Genomic DNA, 23,223 nt, shown 5'->3' with positions numbered 1-23,223 from the left:
CTCCATGAAACTGATGCAAGCATTGCGGTGCCTGACGATCCTGGCACTGGTCCTGGTGTTGTCCGCTTGCGCGACCTCGCGCAACCTCACCGACGGCAAGCGCATCGCGCCCGGCCAGGGCGTGCTGGTGTTCAAGGTCGAGAGCAACCTGACCTGGCTGCAATTGCAGTTCAAGAAATTCCGGGCCCAGGAGACCTTTGGTTCGGCCATGGCCGAGGCCTTCATCGGCCCCGACGAGGCCGTGTTCGTGAATCAACCGGAAAAATACTGGGTGATGCCGGTGACCGCGGGCGACTACATGTGGAGCAAGATCGTCGTCACCGGCCGCGAGGCGAGCTTCCACTCCTCGAACAAGTTCACTGTCGAAGCCGGCGCCATCACTTACGCCGGCCATATCCGCATCGACTCGCGCGGCAACATGGCGCGCATCCTGGCCACGGACGAGGAAGCCGACATGCGGGCCTTCCTCGAGCGCGACTATCCGCAGTACATGCGGACGATGGCGTTCAAGAAGCACATCACGGACATGAGTCTGTAAGCGGATCAGCGACCGCGGCGGGCGGCCCGGCGAATCCACCGATCAGGCGGATGCCGTTAGGGTGCGGACCACGCCGCGATCTGGTCGATGCAACGATAGGCTGCGGTGAGAACCGCGCCGACGCGAACACCCGGCGCTTGCGCGACGATGCGGTTCGCCTGCGGCTCACCGCATCCTACGGCTGTTAGGGTGTGGCATGAACGATAGAGTCCTCGACCAACTCCATCTCATCCGAATCCAAGGCCAGATCGTGGCTGTGGATGCGTCCGGGCGAATGCGGGAACTCGGCTTCGATCCAGGCCGCGCCCCATTCGTCGATCTCGCTGATCGGCAGCACCTGGCCGACCAGCGACGACAGGCGCGCGAACTCGTCGGCGGGAATCTGGCGTTCCAGCCAGGCTGAAATCTTCAGCACACGTACGCGCGAGCCGACGTGGACGCGGGGGCCCCGGCAGTCCACGGGCGGCGGCGGGGCCTCGCTCACGCGTTCGCTCAGGGGTTGTTGCCGTCCGGCATCATCAGCACCAGCGGCTCGCAGGCCTTCGCATCGCAGCCCCACTTGCGCACGTTGTCGCCGCGCGTCCAGGTCGCGGTGGCGGCGGCGTTGATCTCGAACTCCCAATCCTGGCCGCCCGCGCGCAGGCTGCCCTTGATCGAGCAGGGCAGCCAGTAATAGGCGTCGTGGGTGCCGTCGGGGTACTCGCGCGCGGCGGCGAAGTAACTCGCCACCTGTTTGTCGCTTAGCGTCCACGCCTCGCAGCGGGGCTTGAGCGTGGAGTCTTTGCTCGAGGCGGCATCGAACATCGCGCGATCGACGCGCGTGACCGTGATCGCGGAGGCGGCGCCGGACTTAGCGGGTGGGCCCGGATGGCTGCACGACGGTAGGAGGGGGAGTGCGATTGCCAGGCACATACAGATCCGCGCCCTCGCCCAGGGTCTTGTACGAGATGGCATCGTGTTTGTAGACGTCTTTGTCATTGAGCCCGTATTCCTTTTGCAGCGTGCCCACCAGCTTGTTGATCGACGCGGTCTGCTCGGGCGTCGGCGCGTCCCAGGTCTTGGTCTTGCTGTTGTAGCTACCGACCACCTCGATGCCGACGCTGTCGGAGTTCATCGGGAAACGGTCCGGATAGGGCTTGGCCTTCTCGTGATCGTGGATCGCCTTCGGGTTCCAGCCGGTCTTGTCGAAGAACGCCTTCTCTTCCTTCGAGCAGTTGCCTTCTTCGACGCAGCGGCCGCGTATCTTGCCCACGTGCTGGGTCTGCTGATTGAGGCTGGCGGTCTGGTAGATCGTGCCGTCCTTGTCGATCAGGAAGTGGGTGCCGGTGCCGGTCTTGAACGAGTTCAACGCGCCTTGCGCGGTCGAGCCCTCGGTGCGGTGCATGACCACCGCGTGGACGTCCTTGAGCGTTCCCTTCTCCAGCGCCGCGATCGGCTGCTTGGTGATGCCCGGATCGGTGAGGTAACCGTCCTTGCCGACCTGCGGCGTGTGCGCGTAGGCGCTCAGGGTCTGGTCGGCGCTGGTCTTGGCCATCGCGGTCGGCACGCTGACCCAAGGCTGCGCGTCGGGCGGCGTGCCGGCGCCCTTCATCGCGAACACCGAGGGCACGGCGGCATCGGGCTTGCCGACCACGATGCGATCGAAGTCGCCCATTTGCGGGTTGCGCTTGAGCTGGTCGTACAGCCCGGCGGCGACGTTGCGGGATTCGGCGTCGTTCCACTGCCCGGTGGCTTTCACGCCGTCGAAGACTTTCTGATAGCGGGCGTGATCGGGGTGGGACGCGTCGTAGGGCAGTACGGGGGTCGGGTCGGCCATCGGAAATCCTTTCCTGTGCGGGCGCGAGGCGGTGCTCGTCGCGAGGAAACTGCCAGCTTTCCGCGGGCCTATCAAGTGAGGGGGCGCCGCGGCGCGCGATTTCACTTGCCTGAACGCGCCAATCCATTCGGGACTCGGCCAAAACAAAGGGCGCCGTAGCGCCCTTTGTCATAAACCGATGCCAGCGTCGCCGCCTCAGAGATGCTTGATGATCTCGTCGGCGAACTCCGAGCACTTCACCTCGGTCGCGCCGTCCATCAGACGGGCGAAATCGTAGGTCACGCGCTTGCTGGCGATGGCCTGGTCCATCGCCGCGATGATCGCGTCGGCGGCTTCGGTCCAACCCAGGTAACGCAGCATCATTTCGCCCGACAGGATCACCGAGCCCGGATTGACCTTGTCCAGATCGGCGTACTTCGGCGCGGTGCCGTGGGTCGCCTCGAACACGGCGTGGCCGGTCACGTAGTTGATGTTGGCGCCCGGCGCGATGCCGATGCCGCCGACCTGCGCGGCGAGCGCGTCGGAGAGGTAGTCGCCGTTGAGGTTCAACGTGGCCGAGACGTCGTACTCCTTCGGACGCAGCAGGATCTGCTGCAGGAAGGCGTCGGCGATCGCGTCCTTGATGACCAGGCCCGCGCCCGGCTTGCCTTCCGGAATCACGTGCCAGGGGCCGCCGTCGAGCTCGACCGCGCCGAAGAAGTCGCGCGCCACCTGGTAGCCCCAATCACGGAAGCCACCTTCGGTGTACTTCATGATGTTGCCCTTGTGGACCAGGGTCACCGACTTGCGCTTGTTCTCGATGGCGTAGGCGATCGCGCTGTGGACCAGGCGCTCGGTGCCCAGGCGGCTGACCGGCTTGATGCCCAGGCCGACTTCGACCGGCAGCTCGCGCGCCGGCGCGCCGATGGCCTCGAGCTCCTTCAGCCAGGCGCCGTTCTTGTCGGCGGTGCCGAAACGGATCTTGTCGAAGGCTTGCGGGAATTCCTTCTGCAGGAAGTCCAGCACCTTCTGCGCGTCGGCGCTGCCGCCGGCCCACTCGATGCCGGCGTAGATGTCCTCGGTGTTCTCGCGGAAGATCACCATGTCGACGTCGCCCGGCTTCTTGACCGGCGAGGGCACGCCCTCGAACCAGCGCACCGGGCGCAGGCAGACGTACAGGTCCAGCATCTGGCGCAGGGCGACGTTGAGCGAGCGGATGCCGCCGCCGACCGGCGTGGTCAGCGGGCCCTTGATGCTCACCAGGTAATCGCGGCAGGCCTGCACGGTGCCGTCGGGCAGCCAGGTGCCGTAGGTGTTGTTGGCTTTCTCGCCGGCATAGACCTCAAGCCACTCGATCTTCTTGGCGCCGCCGTAGGCCTTGGCCACGGCCGCGTCGAGCACGCGCACGGACGCGCGCCAGATGTCCGGGCCGGTGCCGTCGCCTTCGATGAACGGGATGATCGGACGATCCGGCACATTCAGGCCGGTCGGGGTCTTGGTGATCTTGGCGCCGCCTGCGGGCGGCGTCGCTACGAACTCGGTCATTACGATCTCCAGTGGGGCCGTCCCGTGCGCAAGCGCATGGGCGAAGCAGGGTTCTGGCGGGTCGCGATGGCGCTGCGATCCGGCCCGCCATTGTCGCGGTTCGGGCGGGGCGTGGCAAAGGCCGAGGCGGCATCGGGACCGTTCGATGTGGAATGATGCATTCCGTGCCTGGGGGCTGGTTCCCGGGCTCAGGTGTTGACGGCCCGGTGAGCGGCGTCAGGAGGTCCGATGAGCAGCGCGAAAGAGGCAGTCGAATCTGGCACGACCGGGATCGAGGCTGGCGAACGTTTTGCCGCGAAGTTGCTGTTTCAGTTTCGTGTGATGGTCGACGGCGCCCCGGGTGTGATGCGCACCTGCGAAGAGCGGATCATCGTGTTTCGTGCCGCGACCGCGCGTAAGGCGCTGGCGTATGCCAAGCAGCGAGGCCGGTCGGCCAAGCGGCAGTCTCGCAATAGCGACGGAAACCCGATCCATTTCGAGTTCGTGGGCGTGCTCGACCTGATGCATTTGGGCGACGAATGCGATGCCGATGAGGTCTGGTACGACATCACCACGCGCAAGCTTCCCATGGAGCGCGCGGCGGACCTGATTCCGCCGGACCACAAGCTTTCCGCGATCCGCCTTGGAATCTGACATCGACGCGAATGCAAGTCGGAGCCAGCGAAGCATGAGTGTGATTCGGGTAGACAACGCGCGATGGCATGAAACGGTAGCCGCGATTCCTGTCTGCGTTCTGCCCTGGAGGGGGGATGAGTTCGCCGCGAAGTGGCAACTCACGCTGGAGGAATTCGAGGAGCCGGGCCTGGGACGGGTCCGTGGCGCCGTGCTCGCGCTAGGCAATTGCGTTTGTCTTGCGCAGGCCCATCCGCATGGGCCTGACGCCGCGCAGCGGGTCAGTATTTCCGTAGCGGGTACATCGCCCGACACGCGTTTGGACCTGATCGAGATCCTGACGGCGATGGCGCTGTCGGAAGCCGACTTGCCTTGGGTCAGTCCGGTGCTGGGGCTGGCGCGGTGGTTGCTGTACCGTTTGGACGACAACGGAAACGAGTTCCTGATCGAGCGTTATCAACAGCCCGAAGCGGCCGAGAGGATACGCGCGCAGTACGAGGCCAAAGGGCACAAGCAGCTGTACTTCGTTCGGTCGGCTCGCTAGTTGCGATCGGCTCGAGTCGTAGGGTTGGCGCCACTGCAAGCGCTAGCGGGCTTGCTGTTGCGACCATTGTTCCGGCGTCAGAGGAGCCAAGCCATAGGCGATGCGCGCTTTGTCGCATTGCGGGCTAGGTTCGCCGTACTCCCATGCTGCTTGCAGTTCGCGACAGGGCGACGGTCGCTGCGCGTAGACGCCGCAGTGTGCGGACACGCCGATATCGCCTTGCAGCGCGATACAGCGCAGGCTGCGACCGCCGTAGGTGCCGCGCATCGCGACGCGGTGGGCGTCCAGCGTTTCGGTCAACTCGGCCGGTGTGCCCTTGGCATCGAAGGCGTCGGTTTCGCTCCAGTGCAGGGCGACGCGGAAGTGGGCGCAGCAGGCGCCGCAGCTGAGGCAGGGGTGGGAGGGGCTCTGCATGGTGGAAGCGCGGAGAGGGGTTACGAGGAGTGCGGTGGATCAAGCAAGCGACGGAGTCGCTCGCGCGCTTGTTTGGCGCGTCATTCCCGCCTGAGCGGGAACGACGCCCGACGCTTGCCTGCCGCAGCGCGCAAACGGCGCTACCGGCTCAAGCCCCGCAGCACTTCTTGTACTTCTTCCCACTCCCGCAAGAACACGCGTCGTTGCGGTCCGGGGTGTCGGCGCGGCGCAGCGGCTCGCGCGGGGTCAGGGCTTCGATGCGGTGGTGGTGCAGGTCGGCCAGCATGCCGGGCAGGCTGGAGACGATCTCCAGGCGCTCGCGGTAGCTGATCGGCGTGCCCGGCGCTTCCGGGTCCTCGCCCAGCACTTCGCCACTGGCCAGGCGGTCGAACAGGACGAAGATCTCGTCCATCCAGTCGTTCTCGTCCAGCCAGCCTTCCCACGCGGTTTCGCGCAGTTCGACGCCGCGGAAGAAGCCGAAGGCCCAGTCGCGGCCGACGTCGAGGTCGTCGCCCTGGTCGACTTCCACGTCCTCGGGCAGCCACAGCAGCGGCGCCAGGTGGTCGGGCAGGTCGTCGTCGCCGTGGCGCACGCGCGCGGAGGCCATGTTCCAGTGGCCCTGCAACAGCGCCTCGACCTGAGCCGCCTCGGCCTCGTCGCTCCAGCGCGGCGGGTTGCCGCCCCAGACCACGGGCTGCCATTCGGTCGCCGGCACGGCCTCCGGCGCGACCACCAGCGCCGACAGGAAGCCGTCCAGCGCCTCCAGATTGAAGCCCTTGAACGGGACGGCGCGTTGGTCGAGCAGGTCGGCGAGGCGTTCGATCTGGGCGTCGTCGAGGTAGGCGGGCGGTTTCATGGCAGGTCGCGCAGCGGGGTTCGGGACGCGCATGGTAGTCGCAGCGGCGTGCGCTCGCCGAGAATTCGCCTCCCGGCCGCGGTTTTCGCGGCCGACCGACCCGGAAAGCCCGCATGTCCGCCTGCCCCTGCGACCCCGCCCGCCCTTACGCCGCCTGCTGCGGGCCGCTGCACGCGGGCGTTGCGGCCGCCGACGCCCAGGCCCTGATGCGTTCGCGCTACAGCGCCTACGTGCTGGGCCTGCGCGACTACGTCCTGGCGACCTGGCACCCGAGCACGCGCCCGGCCGAACTGGCCTTGGATCCCGCCGCCACGCGCTGGCTGGGGCTGACGGTGAAGCGGCACGGCGCCGACGGCGACCGCGCCACGGTCGAGTTCGTCGCCCGCTACCGGGTCGGCGGCGGCTCGGCGGTGCGCCTGCACGAAGTCAGCCGTTTCGTGCGCGAGGACGGCCGCTGGTACTACCTGGACGGCGAGTTCCCGGGCGGCTGAGCGCCGGCTGCCGGAATCGCGGACAAAAAAAGGGCGCGGTCCTCGAGGAACCGCGCCCGGGCTTGCCCGCCCATCAGGCGGGGAGAGAGTTACTTGACCTCGAATTCCTTCGACTGGACCACGGCGCCGTCCAGCGACACGTCGACCTTGTACTTGCCGGTCGGGAAACCCTTCGGGCTGTTGATGCTGAAGTTGGTCACGCCGGGGCCCATCAGCTGAGCGTCGGCGCTGTCGTCCTTCACGGTCTGGCCGTCCTGGAAGGTCCACTTCGCGCCCAGCTTCGCCGGCACGGTCGCGGCCGGGTCGGAGGTGGACGTGGAGATGGCGACGTAGATCGTGTCCTTCGGCTTGAAGGTGGTCGCCGGCGCGGTGACCTTCTTGTCGGCGCCCACGGCGCTGCCCAGGTCGACGCTGGCGACGGCCGCGGTGGCGGCCATCGGCGCCGGCGCCGGGGTCGGCGCGACCGGCTCGGCGGCCGGCGGCGGGGTCACGGCTACGGGTTCTTCCTTCTTCTTGCAGCCGGCCAGGGCCAGCGAGGCCACCAGAGCGGCGGCCAGGGCGTAGTGCATGCGGTTACGGATCATCATGGTGTTTCTCCTGGAATAGGTGCGAACAGGCATTCGACCGCGCCCGGAGTTCGTGGCTCCCGGCGGATCTGTCGTAGGAATCAATCTTCGATCGCGGGGATCTTCAGCACCTGACCGGGCTTGATCTTGTCGGGATCGTCGAGCTGGTCGCGATTGGCCTCGAAGATCGCGTTCCACTTGTTCGCCTTGCCGTAGAACTGCTTGGCGATGTGCGACAGCGTGTCGCCCTTTTCCACCGTGTAGGTCTGATCCGTGGGCGCCGTCGACGACGTGATGTCTTCGGTGGAGCTAACCGAGGATTGGACGTCGCTGAAGTCGGCCCGCTGGGTTACCTGCTCGGTGCTGTCGACGCTGCTCTGCACGTCGGAGAAATCGGCTTTCTTGTCCGGGGTAGTCATGGGTTTACGTGCTCCTGCCGAATTGGCGAAAGCACGATGACATGCCGATTGTTAAAAAGGCATTGCGTCCGTGTGAACGTCAGGGGCCGGTCTTATTGACGTTCATCGCGGTGTGCCTGTGGGCGCAAAAAACCCGCCGTGGCCCGCCAGGGGTTGATGTCCAGGCCGCCGCGGCGGGTGTAGCGCGCCTCCACCGACAGGGCCTGCGGGGCGGCCAGGCGCAGCAGGTCGGCGAAGATCCGCTCCACGCATTGTTCGTGGAACTCGGCGTGGTCGCGGAACGAGACCAGATAGCGCAGCAGCCCGGCCCGGTCCAGGCGCGGTCCGCGATAGGCGATGTCCACGCGCGCCCAGTCGGGCTGGCCGGTGACCGGGCAGTTGGACTTCAGCAGGCCGCTGCTCAGGGTCTCCTCGACGACCATGGCCGGGTCGGCGGCCAGATGGGCGGCGTTGGGCGGGCCGTAGTCGTCGATCGCCACGTCCAGATCGTCCAGCGATACGGCCTGGGCCTCGCGTACCGGCGGCAGGCCGAAGACGACCTCGACCGGGGCGCCAGCCGATGCGCTCAGGTCGGCGACGATGCGCGCGCGCACCGCCTCGGCGCTGTCGAAGCGGGAGGCGTTGTAGGAGTTTAGGTAGAGCTTGAGCGACTTGGACTCCACCAGGTTGGGCGAATCGGCCGGCACGGTCAGGGTGGCGGTGGCCATGCAGGGCTTGCCGCGCGGGTCCAGCCAGCTCAGCTCGTAGGCATGCCAGCGGTCCAGGCCGACGAAGGGCAGGGCCTGATCGGACAGGCCGATGTGCGAGCGGCCGAGCGCGCGCGCGATCGGGAACAGCAGCGAGGGGTCGTACTCGCGCGGGTAGTCGACGTGGCGGCCGAGGGGGAGTTCTTGGGTCATGCGCGCATTTTACCCGCATGCCGCGCGCGGCCCCCTCGCCGCCGCAAGAATCGGATATCGCGCCCGTACGCGGCGGCCGAGACTGGCGCCATCGCCCCTGGAGCCCGCGCCATGCTCACCCTCTACGACTACCTGCCCTCGCAGAACGCCTGGAAGATCCGCCAGCTGTTGCAGCACCTGCAGCGCCCCTACCGCACGCGCATCGTCAGCATCTTCGAGGGCGAGGGCCGCCGCGACGACTACCGCCGCATCAACCCGACCGGCGCGGTGCCGGCGATCGAGCTCGAGGACGGGCGCGTGCTGGCCGAGTCCAACGCCATCCTCGACTACCTGGCGCAGGGTTCGGCCTATCTGCCCGGCGACGCGTTCGCGCAGGCCAAGGTGCGGCAGTGGCTGTCGTTCGAGCAGCAGTACGTGGAGATGAGCATCGGCTCGCTGCGCTACTGGACCCTGACCGGCAAGCTGCCGCAGCGCGCGCCGGCCTTGATCGAAGCCAAGCGCGGCGCGGCCTTGCGCGCGCTGGGGATCCTGGAATCGGAGTTCGCGCAGCGCCCGTTCGCGGCCGGCGAGGATTACAGCATCGCGGATATCGCCCTGTATGCGTATGCGAGCCGGGCTGAGGACGCGGGTTTGGATCTGGCGCCTTACCCGCAGTTCCGTGCCTGGATCGCTCGCGTGCAGGCGCAGCCTGGCCACTTGGCGGAACGGTATGCGTACGACATCGACCCGTATTCGGGTGGTGAGCTGTGAGGCGGGGCGCGTCGACGGCGAAGCTTCGCGGTTCCCACTATTGCGGCTCCCTCTTTCGCCGCTCCCTTCTCCCGCCGCCGCTCCCTTCTCCCGCCGCCGCTCCCTTCTCCCGCCACTGCTCCCTTCTCCCGCCGCTGCTCCCTTCTCCCGCGTGCGGGAGAAGGTGCCCGCAGGGCGGATGAGGGCAGCGCCTGTGGTTGAAGCCCACGCCTCACCCCAACCCACACCCCAACCCCCACCCCGGCCCGACCGCACAGCGGTCGGGCGTTCGGTGCTGCGCGAGCCAATGGCTCGCAAACGCTGCCCCTCACCCCACAAGCGGGAGAGGGGCTACAGGCGGGAGAGGGCCTAAACAGCGCGCGAACTCGGCGGCATTCAACCCTTGGGCTGATGCAAATAATCCAGCGTCACCTGCAACAACGCGCGCAAACCCAAATCCAGGGACGACTCGTCCAGCTTGAACTGCGGCGAATGATTGCTGGGCGCCGTCACCGGGTCCACGCCCTTCTCGGTCGCGCCGACGAAGAAGAACATCGCCGGCACTTCCTTGGCGTAGTAGGAGAAATCCTCCGCACCCATCTGCAGCGACGGCTCCACCACGTTGGCGTCGCCGGCCACGGCCTTGAGGCTGGGCAGCATGCGCGCGGTCAGGGCCGGATCGTTGTAAGTGACCGGATTGCCCTCGCTGTCGGGCACCGCCGACACCGCGGTCGCGCCGTGCGCGGCGCTGACGTGGTCGGCGACGTTCTTCAGGTCGGCGAAGATCTTCGCGCGCATGCCTTCGTCGAAGGTGCGGATGGTGCCGACCATTTCGACTTCGTCGGGAATGATGTTGTAGCGGATGCCGCCCTTGATCGCGCCGAAGGTCACCACCGCCGGCAGCTTGGCGATGTCGGTGCGGCGGCTGACGATGGTCTGCGCGCTGCCGATCACGTCGGCCGCGGCGACGATGGGATCGATGCCGCCCCAGGGCCGCGAGCCGTGGGTCTGGCGGCCCTTGATCTTGATGCTGAAACGGTCCGAGGCCGCCATCAGCGGGCCCTGGCGCACGCCGATCTGGCCGACCTGCAGGGTCGAGAACACGTGCAGGCCGAACATGGCATCGGGCTTGAAGTCCTTGAACAGGCCTTCCTTGAGCATCAGCGATGCGCCGCCTTCCTCGTTGCCGGGCGCGCCTTCCTCGGAGGGCTGGAACACCAGCATCACCTGGCCGGGCAGCTCGTCCTTCATCGCCACCAGCGCGTCGGCCACGCCGAGCAGGATGCCGGTGTGGGCGTCGTGGCCGCAGGCGTGCATCACGCCGGTGGTCTGGCCGTTGAACTGGGTGGTGACCTTGGACGCGAACGGCAGGTCGACCTGTTCGGTCACCGGCAGCGCGTCCATGTCGGCGCGCAGCGCGAGCTTGGGCCCGGGCTTGCCGCCCTGGATGATCGCGACCACGCCGTGGCGGGCGATGCCGGTGCGCGGCTTCAGGCCCAGCGCGCGCAGGTGCTCGGCGACCTTGGCCGCGGTGCGTTCCTCGCGGTTGGACAGCTCGGGGTGCTGGTGGAAGTCGCGCCGCCAGGCGATCACCTGGTCCTTCACCTTGGCCGCCGCGGCCTGCACCTCCGGACGTTGCGCCGATTGCGCGCTGGCGGCCAGCGGCAGGGCGAGCAGGGCGCAGCTCAACGCGACGGACAGCGGACGCTTCATCGACGGACTCCGGAGGGAAAGTCCCGATCCTAGCCGATGCCCTGCCTGCGGAACTGCCCGACCTTGGTCGATTGGCGTTGGGGCCCTGTGGAGTCGATGGCGGTCCCGCTCGCGCACGCCCCTTCCCCTGTGGGAGCGGCGTAAGCCGCGATCACGCAAGCCCCGACCCCAGCGCAGGCCGGCGAGGTTCGCGATCGCGGCTCACGCCGCTCCCACAGAAAGCCCTCGGTAGGAGCGGCGCGAGCCGCGACCGCGTCACTACCCCCAAAGCCGAGCGAATCAACCCTGCGGCGCGCCGCCCAGGTAATCCAGCGCCAACTGCAGCATCGCCCGCGTGCCCACGTCCAAGGCGCCCTCGTCGAGCACGAACTGCGGCGAATGATTGATCGGCGCCTTGGCCGGATCGATGCCCGCCGCGGTCGAGCCGACGAAGAAATACACACCGGGCACGGTATTGGCGAACTGCGAGAAATCCTCGGCCACCGTCACCATCGGCATCTCGACCACCTTGTCCGCGCCGACCGCGCGTTGCAGCGAGGGCCGCACGCGCTGCGTCAACGCCGGGTTATTGATGGTGGCCGGCGCATTGTTGACCACCGTGAGTTCGGCGCTGGCGCCGCTGGCATGCGCCAGATCCTGCGCGGTGCGGCGGAAGCGCGCGATCACGTCCTCGCGCACGTCCGCGTCGAAGGTGCGCAGGGTGCCGACCAGCTTGGCTTCGTCGGGGATGATGTTGAAGCGCACGCCGCTGTTGAACTGGCCGGCGGTCAGCACCACCGGGGTCGCGGCGATATTGACCTGACGCGCGATCATGCTCTGCGAGGCCAGCAGGATCTGCGCGCCGACGGTGATTGGGTCGACGCCGTCCCAGGGCCGCGAGCCGTGGGTCTGTTTGCCGCGCACGGTCAGGCTCCACTCGTCGGCGCTGGCCAGCGAGGGGCCGGCGCGCACGCCGATGCTGCCCACCGGCAGGCCCGCCCACACGTGCAGGCCGAACACCGCCTCGGGCTTGAAGTCGCGGAACACGCCCTGCTCCAGCATCAGCGCGGCGCCGAAGGGCTCGCCCGGATTGGGCGGACCTTCCTCGGACGGCTGGAACACGAACATCACTTCGCCCGGCAGCGTCGCCTTCTGCGCCGCCAGCGCGGTCGCCACGCCCAGCAGGATCGCCACGTGCGCGTCGTGCCCGCAGGCGTGCATCACGCCCACCGGTTGGCCGCGATAGGTGGTGGTGACCTTGGACGCGAACGCCAGCCCGGCCGGCTCGGTCACCGGCAGCGCGTCCATGTCGGCGCGGATCGCGATGCGCGGGCCGGGACGGCCGCCCTTCAGCACCGCGACCACGCCGGTGTGGGCGATGCCGGTCTTGGGTTCCAGCCCGATCCGGCGTAGTTGATCGGCGATCAGCTTGGCGGTGCGCACTTCGTTGTTGCCCAGCTCCGGGTGCTGGTGCAGGTCGCGGCGCCAGGCGACCACGTCGGCCTGGACGGCGCGCGCGGCGCGGTCGAGCTCGGGCGTGGGCGCGGTCTGCGCGGCGGCGGTCGTCGCGAACAGGGTGCTGGCGATCAAAAGGGCGGGCAGGCGCATGCGGGGCAGGGGGTCCGTGGGCGAGGGCTCGATGCTAGACCAGACGCGAACGGCGCCGCAGCACGATCGGTGATGGCGACCCTACCATCGAACATGGGCCTGGGCGCCAGCGGGATGCCCGCGCCGGGCGCTGGAGTTCGCGATCGCGGCTTGCGCCGCTCCCACAGAGAGCGACGTCGTCGCCCGATGCTCGCTGTGGCGCGGGAGAGGCCCACCGCGGGCGGATTTTCTTCGGCCATAGACCGCGACCGCGTACTCGCGATACGGGTTCCAGCAATGCGCGCGCTCGCCGCCCGCTGTGGGAGCGGCGTAAGCCGCGATCGCGCCGTTCCGGCTACGACGCAGGTCGCGGTTTGCGCCGCTCCTACCCCAAAGCCCCGCGCGTGCTTGGATGCAGGCGAACGCGAGCGCTCTCCGCCTTCTGTGGGAGCGGCGTAAGCCGCGATCGCGCCGTTCCCACTACGACGCCGGCCGCGGCTTGCGCCGCTCCTACCCCCATGCCGAGCTTGCCTACGAAGCCACCGCCACTACGGGCGGCGGCGTCGCAACCGGCGAGGCCTCAATGGCCGACCATCGTCATGCCCACCGCCGAATAACGATCGCCCGCGATCGCATCCGGCGCGAACGCCGCATCCAGCGCGGCCAGATCGCCTGCGTCCAAGCGCACGTCCAGCGCGCCGACGTTGTCGTCCAGATACTTGCGCCGCTTGGTGCCGGGAATCGGCACGAGATGCTCGCCCTGCGCCAGCACCCAGGCCAGCGCCAGCTGCGCGGGCGTGCAGCCCTTGCCGGCGGCCAGCGTCTTCACCGTGTCGGCCAGCGCGAGATTGCGCTGGAAGTTCTCGCCCTGGAAGCGCGGCGTCTGCAGGCGGAAATCGTCGCTCTGCAGATCTCCGGCCGACGCGATCTGACCGGTCAGAAAGCCGCGGCCCAGCGGGCTATAGGGCACGAAGCCGATGCCCAGCCGCGCGCAGGTTTCCAGCACGCCGTTGCGCTCGACATCGCGCGTCCACAGCGAGTACTCGCTCTGCAGCGCGGTGATGGGATGCACCGCATGCGCACGTTCCAAGGTGGCCGCCGATGCCTCGGACAAGCCGAGGTAACGCACCTTGCCTTGCGCGACCAGCTCGGCCATCGCGCCGACGGTGTCCTCGATCGGTACGTTCGGATCGACGCGATGCAGGTAGTACAAATCCAGATGATCGGTGCCCAGACGTTGCAGACTGCCTTCGATGCTGGCGCGTACGTACTCCGGACGGCCGTTCACGCCGCGCAGCTGCGGCTGCGCGGGATCCATCAGGATGCCGAACTTGCTGGCCAGGAACACCTGGTCGCGGCGTCCCTGCAGCGCGCGGTTGAGCAGTCGCTCGTTGGTGTGCGGGCCGTAGACGTCGGCGGTGTCGAGAAACGTAACGCCCAGGTCGAGCGCGCGATGCAGGGTGGCGACGGCCTCGTCCTGGTCGGCGGGGCCGTAGGCGAAGCTCATGCCCATGCAGCCCAGGCCTAGCGCCGAAACGCGCGGGCCCTGCGGGCCGAGAGTGCGGGTGTTCATGTCGTTGCTCCGGTGGGGGAAGGAGGAATCAGGCGGCCGGCAGCGCCGATGCGAAGTAGCGCAGGCGCACCGGTTCGGACAACAGCCGCGGCGTGCGCGCGAAGAAGTCGCGCAGATAAGGCATGGCCAAGTGCGCCTCGAGCGCGGCGCGCGAACGCCAGTGTTCGTAGATCAGCAGCAAGTCGGTGTCGTCGCTGGAGCGGTGCAGGGTATAGCCCTGGCAGCCGGGCTCGCTCAGGGTAGGCGCGATCAGCGCCTGCAGTTCGCGTTGCAGGGTATCGCCCAGGCCCGGCTGGGCCTGGAGTTCGGCGATGAGGGTGAAGGCGGATGTGTCCGGGTTCATGGCGGGGTCCTTGAACGATAGCGAGGCGGCGGCGATCACTGGGTGACGTAGCCGCCGTCCATGACCAGGCCCTGGCCGCTGAAGAAGCTGGCGTGCTCGGAGGCCAGGAACAGCGCCGCGCTCGCGACTTCTTCGGGCGTGCCGCTGCGGCCGGCGACGGTGGCGTCGGCGAAGGCACGCTTGCTGGCTTCGTCGCCCCAGACGCGGTCCTGGAACGGGGTGTCGATGATGCCGGGCAGTACCGCGTTGATGCGGATGCCCTGCGGGAAGTACTCCAGCGCCGCGGTCTTGGTCAGGCCCATCACCGCGTGCTTGCTGGCCACGTACACGGCCGCGTTCTGAAAGCCGATCAGCGCGCCCATCGAAGCGTTGTTGACGATCGCGCCGCCGCCGCTTTTCAGCATCGCCGCGATCTGGTGCTTCATGCTCCAGAACACGCTGCGCACGTTGGTGTTCATCACCTGCTCGTAGTTGGCGTTGTCCTGCTCGATGTAGGGCGAGAAGCGGCCGTCGGTGCCGGCATTGTTGAAAGCCACGTCGAGCCGGCCGTAGTCGGCCACCGCGGTCTCGACGAGGCGGCGGATGTCGTCCTCGCGGGTCACATCGGCCTGCAGGAAGCGGGCCTGGCCGCCGTCGGCGCGGATCGCCGCGACCACCGCTTCGCCTTCGGCGGCGCGGCGGGCGGCGGCCAGCACGATCGCGCCCTCGCGGGCGAAGGCGGCCGCGCTGGCCGCGCCGATGCCGGAGGACGCGCCGGTGACCAGGACGACCTTATCGCGCAGTCCGAAACCAAGGGTGGGGGTGTGCATGAGTGCTCTCCTAGGTGGGGTGGAACCGTGGAAGCGACTCTAGGACTGGCCGACTGCGCGAAAAATGGGGATTATCCGAACGTGTTCTGAAGGGGTACTTCATAATGGCCGCGCACCCGCTCCCCGCCGTGATCGCCTTCGCGCGCGTCGCCCGGCTCGGCAGCTTCACCCGCGCCGCGGCCGAATTGGACGTATCGCCCTCCGCCCTGTCCCAGACCGTGCGCACCCTGGAAGAGCACCTGGGCGTGCGCCTGCTCAACCGCACCACCCGCCGGGTCGGCCTGACCGAACACGGCGCGCGCTTCCTGGCCCAGGTCGCGCCGGGCCTGGACCAGATCGACGCCGCCTTCGACGACCTCGACACGGTGCGCGACCGCCCGACCGGGCGCCTGCGCATCAACGCCGGCCGCATCGCGGCGCGCACGCTCATCGAGCCGCGCCTGCCCGAATTCCTGGCGCGCTACCCGGACGTGCAGGTGGAAGTGTTCGCCGACGACACCCTGGCCGACCTGATCGCGGGCGGCTTCGACGCCGGCATCCGCCTGGGCGAGTGCCTGGCGCGCGACATGGTGGCCAGGCCGCTGGGCGGGGCGCAGCGCACCATCGTGGTCGGCTCGCCCGACTACTACGCCCGCCACGGCCGTCCCGACGTGCCCGAGGACCTGGTCCGGCACGACTGCATCCGCCAGCGCCTGCCCGGCAGCGGCCGCATGCAAGCCTGGGAGTTCAGCCGCGACGGCCAGGATTTCGAGGTGGACGTGGGCGGCCGCCTGATCTTCAACGACAGCTCGCTGTCGCGCGGCCCGGCCCTGGCCGGATTGGGCCTGGCCCAGCTGTTCGAGACCCTGGTGGCCGACGACGTCGCCGCCGGCCGCTTGGTGCAGGTGCTGGACGCCTACACGCCGCCGTTCCCCGGTTTCTACATCTACTACACCGCGCGCCGGCAGCTGGCCCCCAAGCTACGCGCCTTCGTCGAGTTCATGTGCCAGGACGTTTGATCGAAAACGCGAAAGCGATGCCGTTCGTCTGAGTGAAACCCCGGATTTATGTGCCGCGCGTACGGAGCTAGGGTGAGTGCGTCCCCCGCCCGCGCAGCCGCGGAGTAAGTCGCGATCCACGCCGTCACGCATCGCGCCGTGGCGATACCTGTCGAACGCGGATCGCGGCTTACTCCGCCGCTGCGGGGCCCGCGCGGCCTCGCCTTTGCGCCCGGGCCGTGCGAGGCTGCGACGCAGTCTCCCGGGGACCCGCCATGAGCACAGCCGCCACGCCCGCCGACGGGTCCGCACCTGCACCGTCGGCCGCGCTGCAGGGCGACGCCGCGCTGGTGCGCGCGCTGGGTCCATTCCAGCTCGGCGCCTCCATCATCAACATCATCGTCGGCGCCGGCATCTTCATGCTGCCCGCGCTGCTGTCCTCGCGCCTGGCCGGCGCCGCGCCGCTGGCCTTCATCGCCGGCGCGATCGCGATCGTGCCGATCGCGATGTGCTTCTCCGCCGTCGGCAGCCGCGCCGCCGCCACCGGCGGGCCCTACACCTATGTCGGCGCCGCCTACGGCGCGTTCGCCGGTTTCATCGCCGGCGCCCTGATGTGGATCTGCAACACCGCTTCCAGCGCCGGCGTCGCCGCCGCGCTCGCCGGCCAGGTCGCGCAGGCCTGGCCCGAATTCGCGCAACCGCTGCCGCGCGCGCTGCTGATCCTGGGCGTGTACGCGAGCTTGTTCGCGCTCAATGCGTTCGGCGTGAAGCTGGGCGCACGCATGATCGTGCTGCTGGCCACGCTAAAGCTCACCCCGCTGTTCCTGCTCGCCTCGCTCGGCCTGCTGTTCGTCGACTGGCAGTACGTGGCCTGGAGCGGCATCGGTTCCTGGAGCGCGATGGGCAGCGCGATGGTGCTGGTGGTGTTCGCCTACTCGGGCATGGAAACCGCACTGGTGCCGACCGGCGAAGTCCGCGACCCCTCGCGCCACGTCCCGCGCGCGACGATGTCCGCGATCGCGATCGTGGTGCTGCTGTACATCGGCCTGCAGGTGGTCTGCCAAGGCACGTTGGGCGCCGCGCTGCCCGCCAGCGGCGCCCCCATCGCCGACGCCGCCGGCGCGATCTGGGCGCCGGGTCGCGCCCTGCTGCTGATCACCGCCTGCGTTTCGATGACCGGCTTCCTGATGGGCAATTTGTTCGCGTCCTCGCGCCTGCTGTTCGCGCTGGGGCGCGACGGCTACCTGCCGCACGCCTACGGCCGCGTCGACGCCAAGCACCGCGTGCCGCGCCTGGCGCTATTCACTCACGCCGCCGTCGGTGCCGCGCTCGCACTGGGCGGCAGCTTCGAATCCCTGGCCCTGATCTCCGGCGGCGCGATCTGCCTGGTCTTCGCCGCTGTCTCCATCGCCGCCTGGCGCGCCCAGCGCATCGACCTGCGCGAACGCGGCGCGCCGTTCGTGCTGCCGGGCGGCCCGATCGTGCCGCTGATCGCGGTGCTCACGATGGTGGCGATCCTGGCGACGATGACGTTGCGGGAGTGGACGGCGATCGGGGCGTCGCTGGCGGTGTTGGTGTTGGTGTATGCGGGGTTGCGGGCCTGGCGAGGGCGGGCCGATTGACGGCCATGGCCACTACCGGGAATTCGCAGCCGTCTGTTTGCAGCCGAAAGTTTGAACAGACCTCACGATTCGCGGTCTTCATCGATTGACTGCAATTGGCGGTTCGATGCCAGTCAAAAAAAGTGCCGAACGCCGTCTTGAACCGTGAGACGCGGATTCCCGATGATGGGAACGCACAGTGAGGTGCGTAGTCGGGGAAGGGTGTATGCGCTCGCTTAAAGCGTGGTTCGTCTTGGGGCTGGCGCTGCTGGCGTGTCCGTTTACGGTAGCGCATGCCGCTTGCGCAGTGGGCGCCGATTGCGTTCCACCGCAGTACACCGCCTGGTGTCACGTCCGCGGTGACGACGGAGCAGGCAACTTGCCCCCATATAGCTGTTCGGCGGCACAGAACAATGCATTGGGGTTCAGCAACTACCCAGACGACACCGATTGGTCGATTCGGGTGTTCAAGAATGTGTACGGCTACGTCAGCGGTACCGCGGCGCCGGCAGGGCCGGAGACGCTGAGCTACAACGTCTGGCCGGACCCGGTACAGCGACACCAGAACTGGGACTACACCATGAAGGCGGCGAACGGCTCCACGGCTGTGCTGCATTCGGCCAACGGCGGCCAGCGCTGGGGCTACTGCCCGATAGGGTTCGAACTGAACGTCAGCGGTCAATGCGAGCGGGCTCGACCTGCCGTCAACCCCAAGAATCTGGGCTGCTGCGTCAATAGTTCTCCTTTACGCAGCATGGTCGGCAACCCGATCAATGCGGGTGTCGCGAATAAGGTCCAAACCGAGGTCGACTATTCGGGCTCGGGTGCCTTTCCGCTTGAGTTCGTTCGCACCTACAACAGCCTGTTCGGTCCGTACACCACCAGCTTCCACGCCTATTGGGTCGGCAACTACGATCGTGCGGTCTTGCCTGGCACTGGTCCGGACGATGCGATCGTTACCCGTCGCGACGGCAAGGCGTACTTCTTCAGTCTCGTGGCCGATGTCGGGACCACCGACGCCGATGTAACCGACCGGCTGTACCGTTTGCGCGACGGGCTGGGCAATGTCACCGGTTGGAGATACGTCGCATCCAACGACGAGGTCGAACTGTACGACGCGAGCGGAAAGCTCAACCTCATCACCAACCGGGACGGCTTCACCCAAACCCTGACCTACAGCGACATCAACACCTCGGCGGCGATTGCCAAGTATCCGGGGGAGCTCATCGCGGTTACCGACTCGAACGGCCGCAGCTTGCGGATGGCCTACGATGCCGACAACCGCCTCACCACCGTGACGGATCCCACCGGTGGCGTCATCCGCTACACCTACGACGCGCGCGGCAATCTCTCCACACGCGTCGATGCCGACGGCAAGACGCGTACCTATCTCTACAACGAGAGCGGGCTCAACGGAGGGAACCTCTATTTGTTCTATTGGCTCACCGGCATCGTGGGCGAGGACGGAATCCGTTACGCCAGTTATTCCTACGACTACTACGGCAAGGCCATCTCCACCGAACATGCGGGCGGGGTGGACAAGGTCTCTGTGACCTACAACGGTGCGGGCAGCGCCACGGTCGTCGACGCCAATGGGGCCAGCAGGACTTACTCGTTCACCCAGATGTTTCAGGCCCCCAAGCTGACGTCTATCCAGGAGCCGTGCCCGGCCTGCGCCGGTGGAATTGGCACACGTTCGGTTACGCTGGATAGCAACGGGTTCGCCAACATCGCCACGGACACCGCAGGCGTTACCACGGACTACGATTACAACGCTCGAGGTCTGGAGGCTCGCCGTATCGAATCGGCTAACAATGCCACGACCAAGCGCAGCGTCGAAACCGATTGGCATGCCACATTGCGTGTTCCGACAGAGCGCCGCACCTACGATTCGGCCAATACCCTGGTAAGCAAGAGCACCTGGGCCTATAACGCTCGTGGTCAGGCGCTGACTTCGACAGCGGCCGATCCGGCGACACCGGCCAACACCCGCACCGGCGCCGCTACCTACTGCGAACAGGCCGATATCACCGCCGGTACCTGCCCGCTATTGGGCTTGACGACCTCGGTCAACGGCCCACGCACCGACGTGGCCGACACCACCCAGTTCACCTACTACCCAAGTGACGACGCGACCTGCGCCAGCGCTCCGACCACCTGCCCGCACCGCAAGGGCGACCTGTGGAAGGTCACCAACGCGCTGGGCCAAGTCACGGAAACCCTGGCCTACGACGGCGCCGGTCGTCCGCTGNGCGGTTGGATGACCGCGCAAAAGGTCCGCGGCCCCAACGCCGGCAGCGAAACCGACGACGCCATCACCCGCTACGAGTACACGCCCACCGGCCTGGTCAGCAAGATCACCCAGCCCGACGGCAGCTACACCACCTTCGGCTACGACGCCGCGCACCGCCTGACTACGATCACCGATAACGCCGGCAACCAGATCGTCTACACCCTGGACAACGCCGGGCAGCGCACCAAGGAAGACACCAAGGACAGCGGCGGCGTGCTGCTGCGCACTCTCTCGCATGTCTATAACCAGCTTGGTCAACTCAAGACCGACAAGGACGCCTACAACCAAGCCACCGGCTATGTGTATGACGTCGGCGGCAACCTAGACACCGTCACCGACGCCCTGGGCACGGTCACCGACAACAACTACGACCCGCTGGGCCGTCTGGTGAAGACCCTGCAGGACACCGCCGGGATCAACGCCCAGACCCAGTTTCAGTACGACGCGCTGGACCGCCTGACCCAGGTCACCGACCCCAAGGGCCTGAACACCCAGTACCAGTACAACGGCCTGGGCGACCTGACCCAGCTGACCAGCCCGGACACCGGCATCACCGGCTACAGCTACGACAGCGCCGGCAACCGAGCCACCCAGACCGACGCCCGCAACGAGACGGCCACCTACAGCTACGACGCCCTGAACCGCGTCACGGGTATCGCCTACAGCGACACCGCGCTCAATGTCGGCTACACCTACGACACTACCCAGACCGTCTGCCAGACCGGCGAGACCTTCAGCACCGGTCGCATGACCCGCATGGACGACGGCAGCGGAAACACCCGCTACTGCTACGACCGCCGCGGCAACGTGGTGCGCAAGGTCCAGACCACCAACGGGCAGGTGTTCACCCTGGTCTACGGCTACACCCTGGCCAACCAGCTGTCCTCGGTGACCTATCCCAGCGGAATGCGGGTGGACTACACCCACAATGCCCTGGGCCAGCCCAGCGGCGTGACGGTGACCCAGCCGGGCCAAACCCCGCAGGTGCTGCTGACCAGCGTCACCTACTACCCCTTCGGCCCGGCGGCCGAGCTGGAATACGGCGACGGCCGCCGCCTCAAGCGCACCCACAACCAGAACTACCAGCCGGGCGTAATCGAAGACGTGGGCCCGGACGGCCTGTCCCTGGGCTACGAGTTCGACGCGGTTGGCAACCTGATCAAGCTGCGCAAGGGCGACCAGTCCGAACCGCCGCTGCGCGCTTACGCCTACGACAAGCTCGGCCGCCTGACCGAGACCCGCGACGGCACGACCAATGCGCTCCTGCAGGGCTACGCCTACGACGCCACCGGCAACCGCACCAGCAAGACCGATGCCGGCGCGACGCAGACCTACACCTACCCGAGTACCAGCCACCGCCTGTCGCAGGTAGGCGCCACCGCACGCAGCTACGATGCGGTCGGCAACACCGCGGCCATTGGCGGTACAGCGAAGGAGTTCATCTACACCGCCGCTGATCGCATGGGCCAGGTGAAGCAGGGCGGCAATGCGGTAATGAACTACGCCTACAACGGCAAGGGCGAGCAGACGCGGCGTTATCCGACCACGACGTCAACCGCGCAGACCTATGCGAGCTACGACGAGGCGGGCCATACGATTGGCGTGTACGACTACGCCGGAAATCGCATCCAGGAAGTCATCTGGCTGGGCAATCTGCTGATCGGTGTGATCGACACGAACAAGCTGCATTACGTCCAGGCCGACCATCTGGGCACGCCGCGCAATGTGATCGATCCGGTCGCAGAGAAGTCGGTATGGAGCTGGCAGTTGGGTAATGAGGCGTTCGGCGACAGCGCACCGAATCAGGACCCGGATAACAACGGCACTGCGTTCGTGTTCGATCTGCGGTTCCCCGGGCAGCGTTACGACAACGCAAGCGGACTAAGTTACAACTACTTCCGCGACTACGAGTCGTCTGCCGGTCGGTATGTGCAGAGTGATCCGATCGGCCTGGATGGTGGCATTAGCACGTTCGGCTATGTTTGGGGCGACCCAATATCTTGGTTTGATCCCTATGGGTTGGCTGGTGGAGGCAAAGGCGGTGGTGGTAAAGGTGAAAGAGGTAGAACACGTTCTCCTGATGGAACCGCGAGGCCAGACAAGCACTGGCGAGAGAATCCAGATCGCCCAGGTTGGGGATGGCAGCGAGACAGCAATGGCAAGTGGATTCCGAAGAAGCGGCCCCCTTACATTCCCCCGCCTGGAGGACAAAGTGGCAGCTTTAGGCCATCGTGTCTCGCGATGGTGAATCTAACAGTGTTCACCGTGTATGTAATGACGTACATACCGAGCACCGGGGGTGAGTGTGTAAATGGATGTTGTTCTGACGAGCGGAACTGCACTCCTTCGTCAGCAGACGTATCGGTCTTTACGAATCAACAGGCTCCATAAAATTCTGGTGAGCATGCGATGAAGCTAGAGCTAGACAAAACCGCCTGGTCAATGTTCGAGGATGGTTATGATCTTCAGGAGAAAAAAAAGTTTTCTTCTGCATTCAAGCTCTACTTGAAGGCCGCGATGTTGGGGGTTCCTGAGGCTCAAATTAGCGTCGCAAACTACTATGAGGATGGTGTTGGAGTAAGGAGCGACGCGGTACTTTCGGTGTACTGGTACAAGAAGGCAGTTGCCAGTGGATTGCACGAAGCTGCCTACAACTTGGCTCTGCACCATAAAAATCGTGGCGCCCGACGATGGTATCGATACTGGTTGGAGCGAGCTGCAAATATGGGGGACAAGGATGCTGCTAAGGAGTTAAAACGCGAGTTGTCAGAAAAGGTCGTTCGATGAGACAGGCGACGCTTTAAGGGGCTCCCATCGTCCCGCGCTAGCTTCGGAATAGGTGAAGAACAGGGGTCAGAGTGCACTTTCCAAGCCCTTATCCGCGGCGTGACATTCCGCAGAAGTGACGCCGGCTTCCATGGCGTGAGATGAAGAACCCTG

General features: G+C 66.9%; 23 protein-coding genes. 9 read left to right on the top strand and 14 right to left on the bottom strand.

All coding sequences use genetic code 11. The features are described from left to right. Nucleotides 1-4 precede the first annotated feature (4 nt). Nucleotides 5-538 carry a hypothetical protein gene (locus ASE35_RS15885; protein WP_056177522.1) on the top strand — a complete coding sequence of 178 codons (534 nt, stop codon included), beginning with the start codon at nucleotides 5-7 and terminating at the stop codon, nucleotides 536-538. Between the two features lie 184 nt (nucleotides 539-722). On the opposite strand, the gene ASE35_RS15880 is transcribed toward ASE35_RS15885, so the two are convergent. The 4 genes from ASE35_RS15880 to icd all read right to left on the bottom strand — a co-directional run bounded on the left by ASE35_RS15880 (nucleotide 723) and on the right by icd (nucleotide 3,878). Further along, entirely contained in the window at nucleotides 723-953 is a 231-nt protein-coding gene (locus ASE35_RS15880; protein WP_057164456.1) for a hypothetical protein, read from the bottom strand. A 77-nt stretch (nucleotides 954-1,030) separates the two neighbouring features. Next, nucleotides 1,031-1,342, bottom strand: a complete 312-nt coding sequence (locus ASE35_RS15875) for a hypothetical protein (RefSeq protein ID WP_057164455.1) — start codon at nucleotides 1,340-1,342, stop codon at nucleotides 1,031-1,033. A gap of 46 nt (nucleotides 1,343-1,388) precedes the next feature. Further along, nucleotides 1,389-2,354, bottom strand: coding sequence for a peptidoglycan recognition family protein (locus tag ASE35_RS15870; RefSeq protein WP_057164454.1), 966 nt, complete (start codon nucleotides 2,352-2,354; stop codon nucleotides 1,389-1,391). Nucleotides 2,355-2,549: 195 nt separating this feature from the next. After that, nucleotides 2,550-3,878 (bottom strand): NADP-dependent isocitrate dehydrogenase, encoded by a 1,329-nt coding sequence (icd, locus tag ASE35_RS15865; protein WP_056177530.1) that lies wholly within the window; start codon nucleotides 3,876-3,878, stop codon nucleotides 2,550-2,552. A 228-nt stretch (nucleotides 3,879-4,106) separates the two neighbouring features. Here icd and ASE35_RS15860 point away from each other — a divergent pair, with 228 nt between their 5' ends. Both ASE35_RS15860 and ASE35_RS21785 read left to right on the top strand, forming a co-directional pair. Then, nucleotides 4,107-4,511 carry a DUF4288 domain-containing protein gene (locus tag ASE35_RS15860; RefSeq protein WP_082611315.1) on the top strand — a complete coding sequence of 135 codons (405 nt, stop codon included), beginning with the start codon at nucleotides 4,107-4,109 and terminating at the stop codon, nucleotides 4,509-4,511. A gap of 34 nt (nucleotides 4,512-4,545) precedes the next feature. Then, nucleotides 4,546-5,034, top strand: a complete 489-nt coding sequence (locus tag ASE35_RS21785) for a hypothetical protein (protein WP_200957045.1) — start codon at nucleotides 4,546-4,548, stop codon at nucleotides 5,032-5,034. A gap of 42 nt (nucleotides 5,035-5,076) precedes the next feature. On the opposite strand, the gene ASE35_RS15850 is transcribed toward ASE35_RS21785, so the two are convergent. Together ASE35_RS15850 and ASE35_RS15845 are read right to left on the bottom strand one after the other, a co-directional pair. Beyond that, nucleotides 5,077-5,448: a YkgJ family cysteine cluster protein gene (locus ASE35_RS15850; protein WP_057164452.1), complete on the bottom strand. Its 372-nt coding sequence runs from the start codon at nucleotides 5,446-5,448 to the stop codon at nucleotides 5,077-5,079. A gap of 148 nt (nucleotides 5,449-5,596) precedes the next feature. Beyond that, on the bottom strand, nucleotides 5,597-6,304 hold the full coding sequence (locus ASE35_RS15845) for a UPF0149 family protein (RefSeq protein ID WP_057164451.1): 708 nt from the start codon (nucleotides 6,302-6,304) through the stop codon (nucleotides 5,597-5,599). A 113-nt stretch (nucleotides 6,305-6,417) separates the two neighbouring features. Here ASE35_RS15845 and ASE35_RS15840 point away from each other — a divergent pair, with 113 nt between their 5' ends. Further along, on the top strand, nucleotides 6,418-6,795 hold the full coding sequence (locus ASE35_RS15840) for a YchJ family metal-binding protein (protein WP_057164450.1): 378 nt from the start codon (nucleotides 6,418-6,420) through the stop codon (nucleotides 6,793-6,795). Nucleotides 6,796-6,884: 89 nt separating this feature from the next. Here ASE35_RS15840 and ASE35_RS15835 read toward each other — a convergent pair whose 3' ends face one another. From ASE35_RS15835 to queF, 3 genes are all read right to left on the bottom strand, one after another. Beyond that, complete coding sequence (locus ASE35_RS15835) at nucleotides 6,885-7,382, bottom strand: hypothetical protein (RefSeq protein WP_056177540.1); 498 nt, start codon at nucleotides 7,380-7,382, stop codon at nucleotides 6,885-6,887. Between the two features lie 80 nt (nucleotides 7,383-7,462). Further along, nucleotides 7,463-7,780, bottom strand: coding sequence for a LysM peptidoglycan-binding domain-containing protein (locus ASE35_RS15830; RefSeq protein ID WP_056177542.1), 318 nt, complete (start codon nucleotides 7,778-7,780; stop codon nucleotides 7,463-7,465). A gap of 92 nt (nucleotides 7,781-7,872) precedes the next feature. After that, nucleotides 7,873-8,679 carry an NADPH-dependent 7-cyano-7-deazaguanine reductase QueF gene (gene queF, locus ASE35_RS15825; RefSeq protein WP_056177544.1) on the bottom strand — a complete coding sequence of 269 codons (807 nt, stop codon included), beginning with the start codon at nucleotides 8,677-8,679 and terminating at the stop codon, nucleotides 7,873-7,875. A 111-nt stretch (nucleotides 8,680-8,790) separates the two neighbouring features. On the opposite strand from queF, the gene ASE35_RS15820 reads away from it, so the two are divergent. After that, complete coding sequence (locus tag ASE35_RS15820) at nucleotides 8,791-9,429, top strand: glutathione S-transferase family protein (protein WP_057164449.1); 639 nt, start codon at nucleotides 8,791-8,793, stop codon at nucleotides 9,427-9,429. A gap of 375 nt (nucleotides 9,430-9,804) precedes the next feature. Here the strand turns inward: ASE35_RS15820 and ASE35_RS15815 are convergent, their stop codons facing one another. From ASE35_RS15815 to ASE35_RS15795, 5 genes are all read right to left on the bottom strand, one after another. Beyond that, the gene (locus tag ASE35_RS15815) at nucleotides 9,805-11,121 is read right to left on the bottom strand and encodes a M20 family metallopeptidase (protein ID WP_056177548.1); all 1,317 of its coding nucleotides are present in this window, start codon (nucleotides 11,119-11,121) and stop codon (nucleotides 9,805-9,807) included. Between the two features lie 279 nt (nucleotides 11,122-11,400). Further along, nucleotides 11,401-12,708: an amidohydrolase gene (locus tag ASE35_RS15810; RefSeq protein ID WP_057164448.1), complete on the bottom strand. Its 1,308-nt coding sequence runs from the start codon at nucleotides 12,706-12,708 to the stop codon at nucleotides 11,401-11,403. Between the two features lie 559 nt (nucleotides 12,709-13,267). Beyond that, the gene (locus ASE35_RS15805) at nucleotides 13,268-14,260 is read right to left on the bottom strand and encodes an aldo/keto reductase (protein WP_057164447.1); all 993 of its coding nucleotides are present in this window, start codon (nucleotides 14,258-14,260) and stop codon (nucleotides 13,268-13,270) included. Between the two features lie 28 nt (nucleotides 14,261-14,288). Then, nucleotides 14,289-14,603 carry a putative quinol monooxygenase gene (locus tag ASE35_RS15800; RefSeq protein ID WP_057164546.1) on the bottom strand — a complete coding sequence of 105 codons (315 nt, stop codon included), beginning with the start codon at nucleotides 14,601-14,603 and terminating at the stop codon, nucleotides 14,289-14,291. 35 nt (nucleotides 14,604-14,638) lie between these two features. After that, nucleotides 14,639-15,412 (bottom strand): glucose 1-dehydrogenase, encoded by a 774-nt coding sequence (locus ASE35_RS15795; RefSeq protein ID WP_057161772.1) that lies wholly within the window; start codon nucleotides 15,410-15,412, stop codon nucleotides 14,639-14,641. 104 nt (nucleotides 15,413-15,516) lie between these two features. On the opposite strand from ASE35_RS15795, the gene ASE35_RS15790 reads away from it, so the two are divergent. The 4 genes from ASE35_RS15790 to ASE35_RS20820 all read left to right on the top strand — a co-directional run bounded on the left by ASE35_RS15790 (nucleotide 15,517) and on the right by ASE35_RS20820 (nucleotide 23,070). Continuing rightward, on the top strand, nucleotides 15,517-16,410 hold the full coding sequence (locus ASE35_RS15790) for a LysR family transcriptional regulator (RefSeq protein WP_082611314.1): 894 nt from the start codon (nucleotides 15,517-15,519) through the stop codon (nucleotides 16,408-16,410). Between the two features lie 254 nt (nucleotides 16,411-16,664). Then, nucleotides 16,665-18,011: an APC family permease gene (locus tag ASE35_RS15785; protein ID WP_057164446.1), complete on the top strand. Its 1,347-nt coding sequence runs from the start codon at nucleotides 16,665-16,667 to the stop codon at nucleotides 18,009-18,011. Between the two features lie 2,239 nt (nucleotides 18,012-20,250). Continuing rightward, entirely contained in the window at nucleotides 20,251-22,674 is a 2,424-nt protein-coding gene (locus tag ASE35_RS22100) for an RHS repeat-associated core domain-containing protein (protein ID WP_235570096.1), read from the top strand. An 18-nt stretch (nucleotides 22,675-22,692) separates the two neighbouring features. Further along, nucleotides 22,693-23,070: an SEL1-like repeat protein gene (locus ASE35_RS20820; RefSeq protein ID WP_082611312.1), complete on the top strand. Its 378-nt coding sequence runs from the start codon at nucleotides 22,693-22,695 to the stop codon at nucleotides 23,068-23,070. The last annotated feature ends 153 nt before the right edge of the window (nucleotides 23,071-23,223 follow it).

The sequence above is a fragment of the Lysobacter sp. Root916 genome (assembly GCF_001429785.1).
GTDB lineage: Bacteria > Pseudomonadota > Gammaproteobacteria > Xanthomonadales > Xanthomonadaceae > Lysobacter.
The sequence above is the reverse complement of the archived record's forward strand: the minus strand, read 5'-3'. Positions and strand labels throughout refer to the sequence as shown.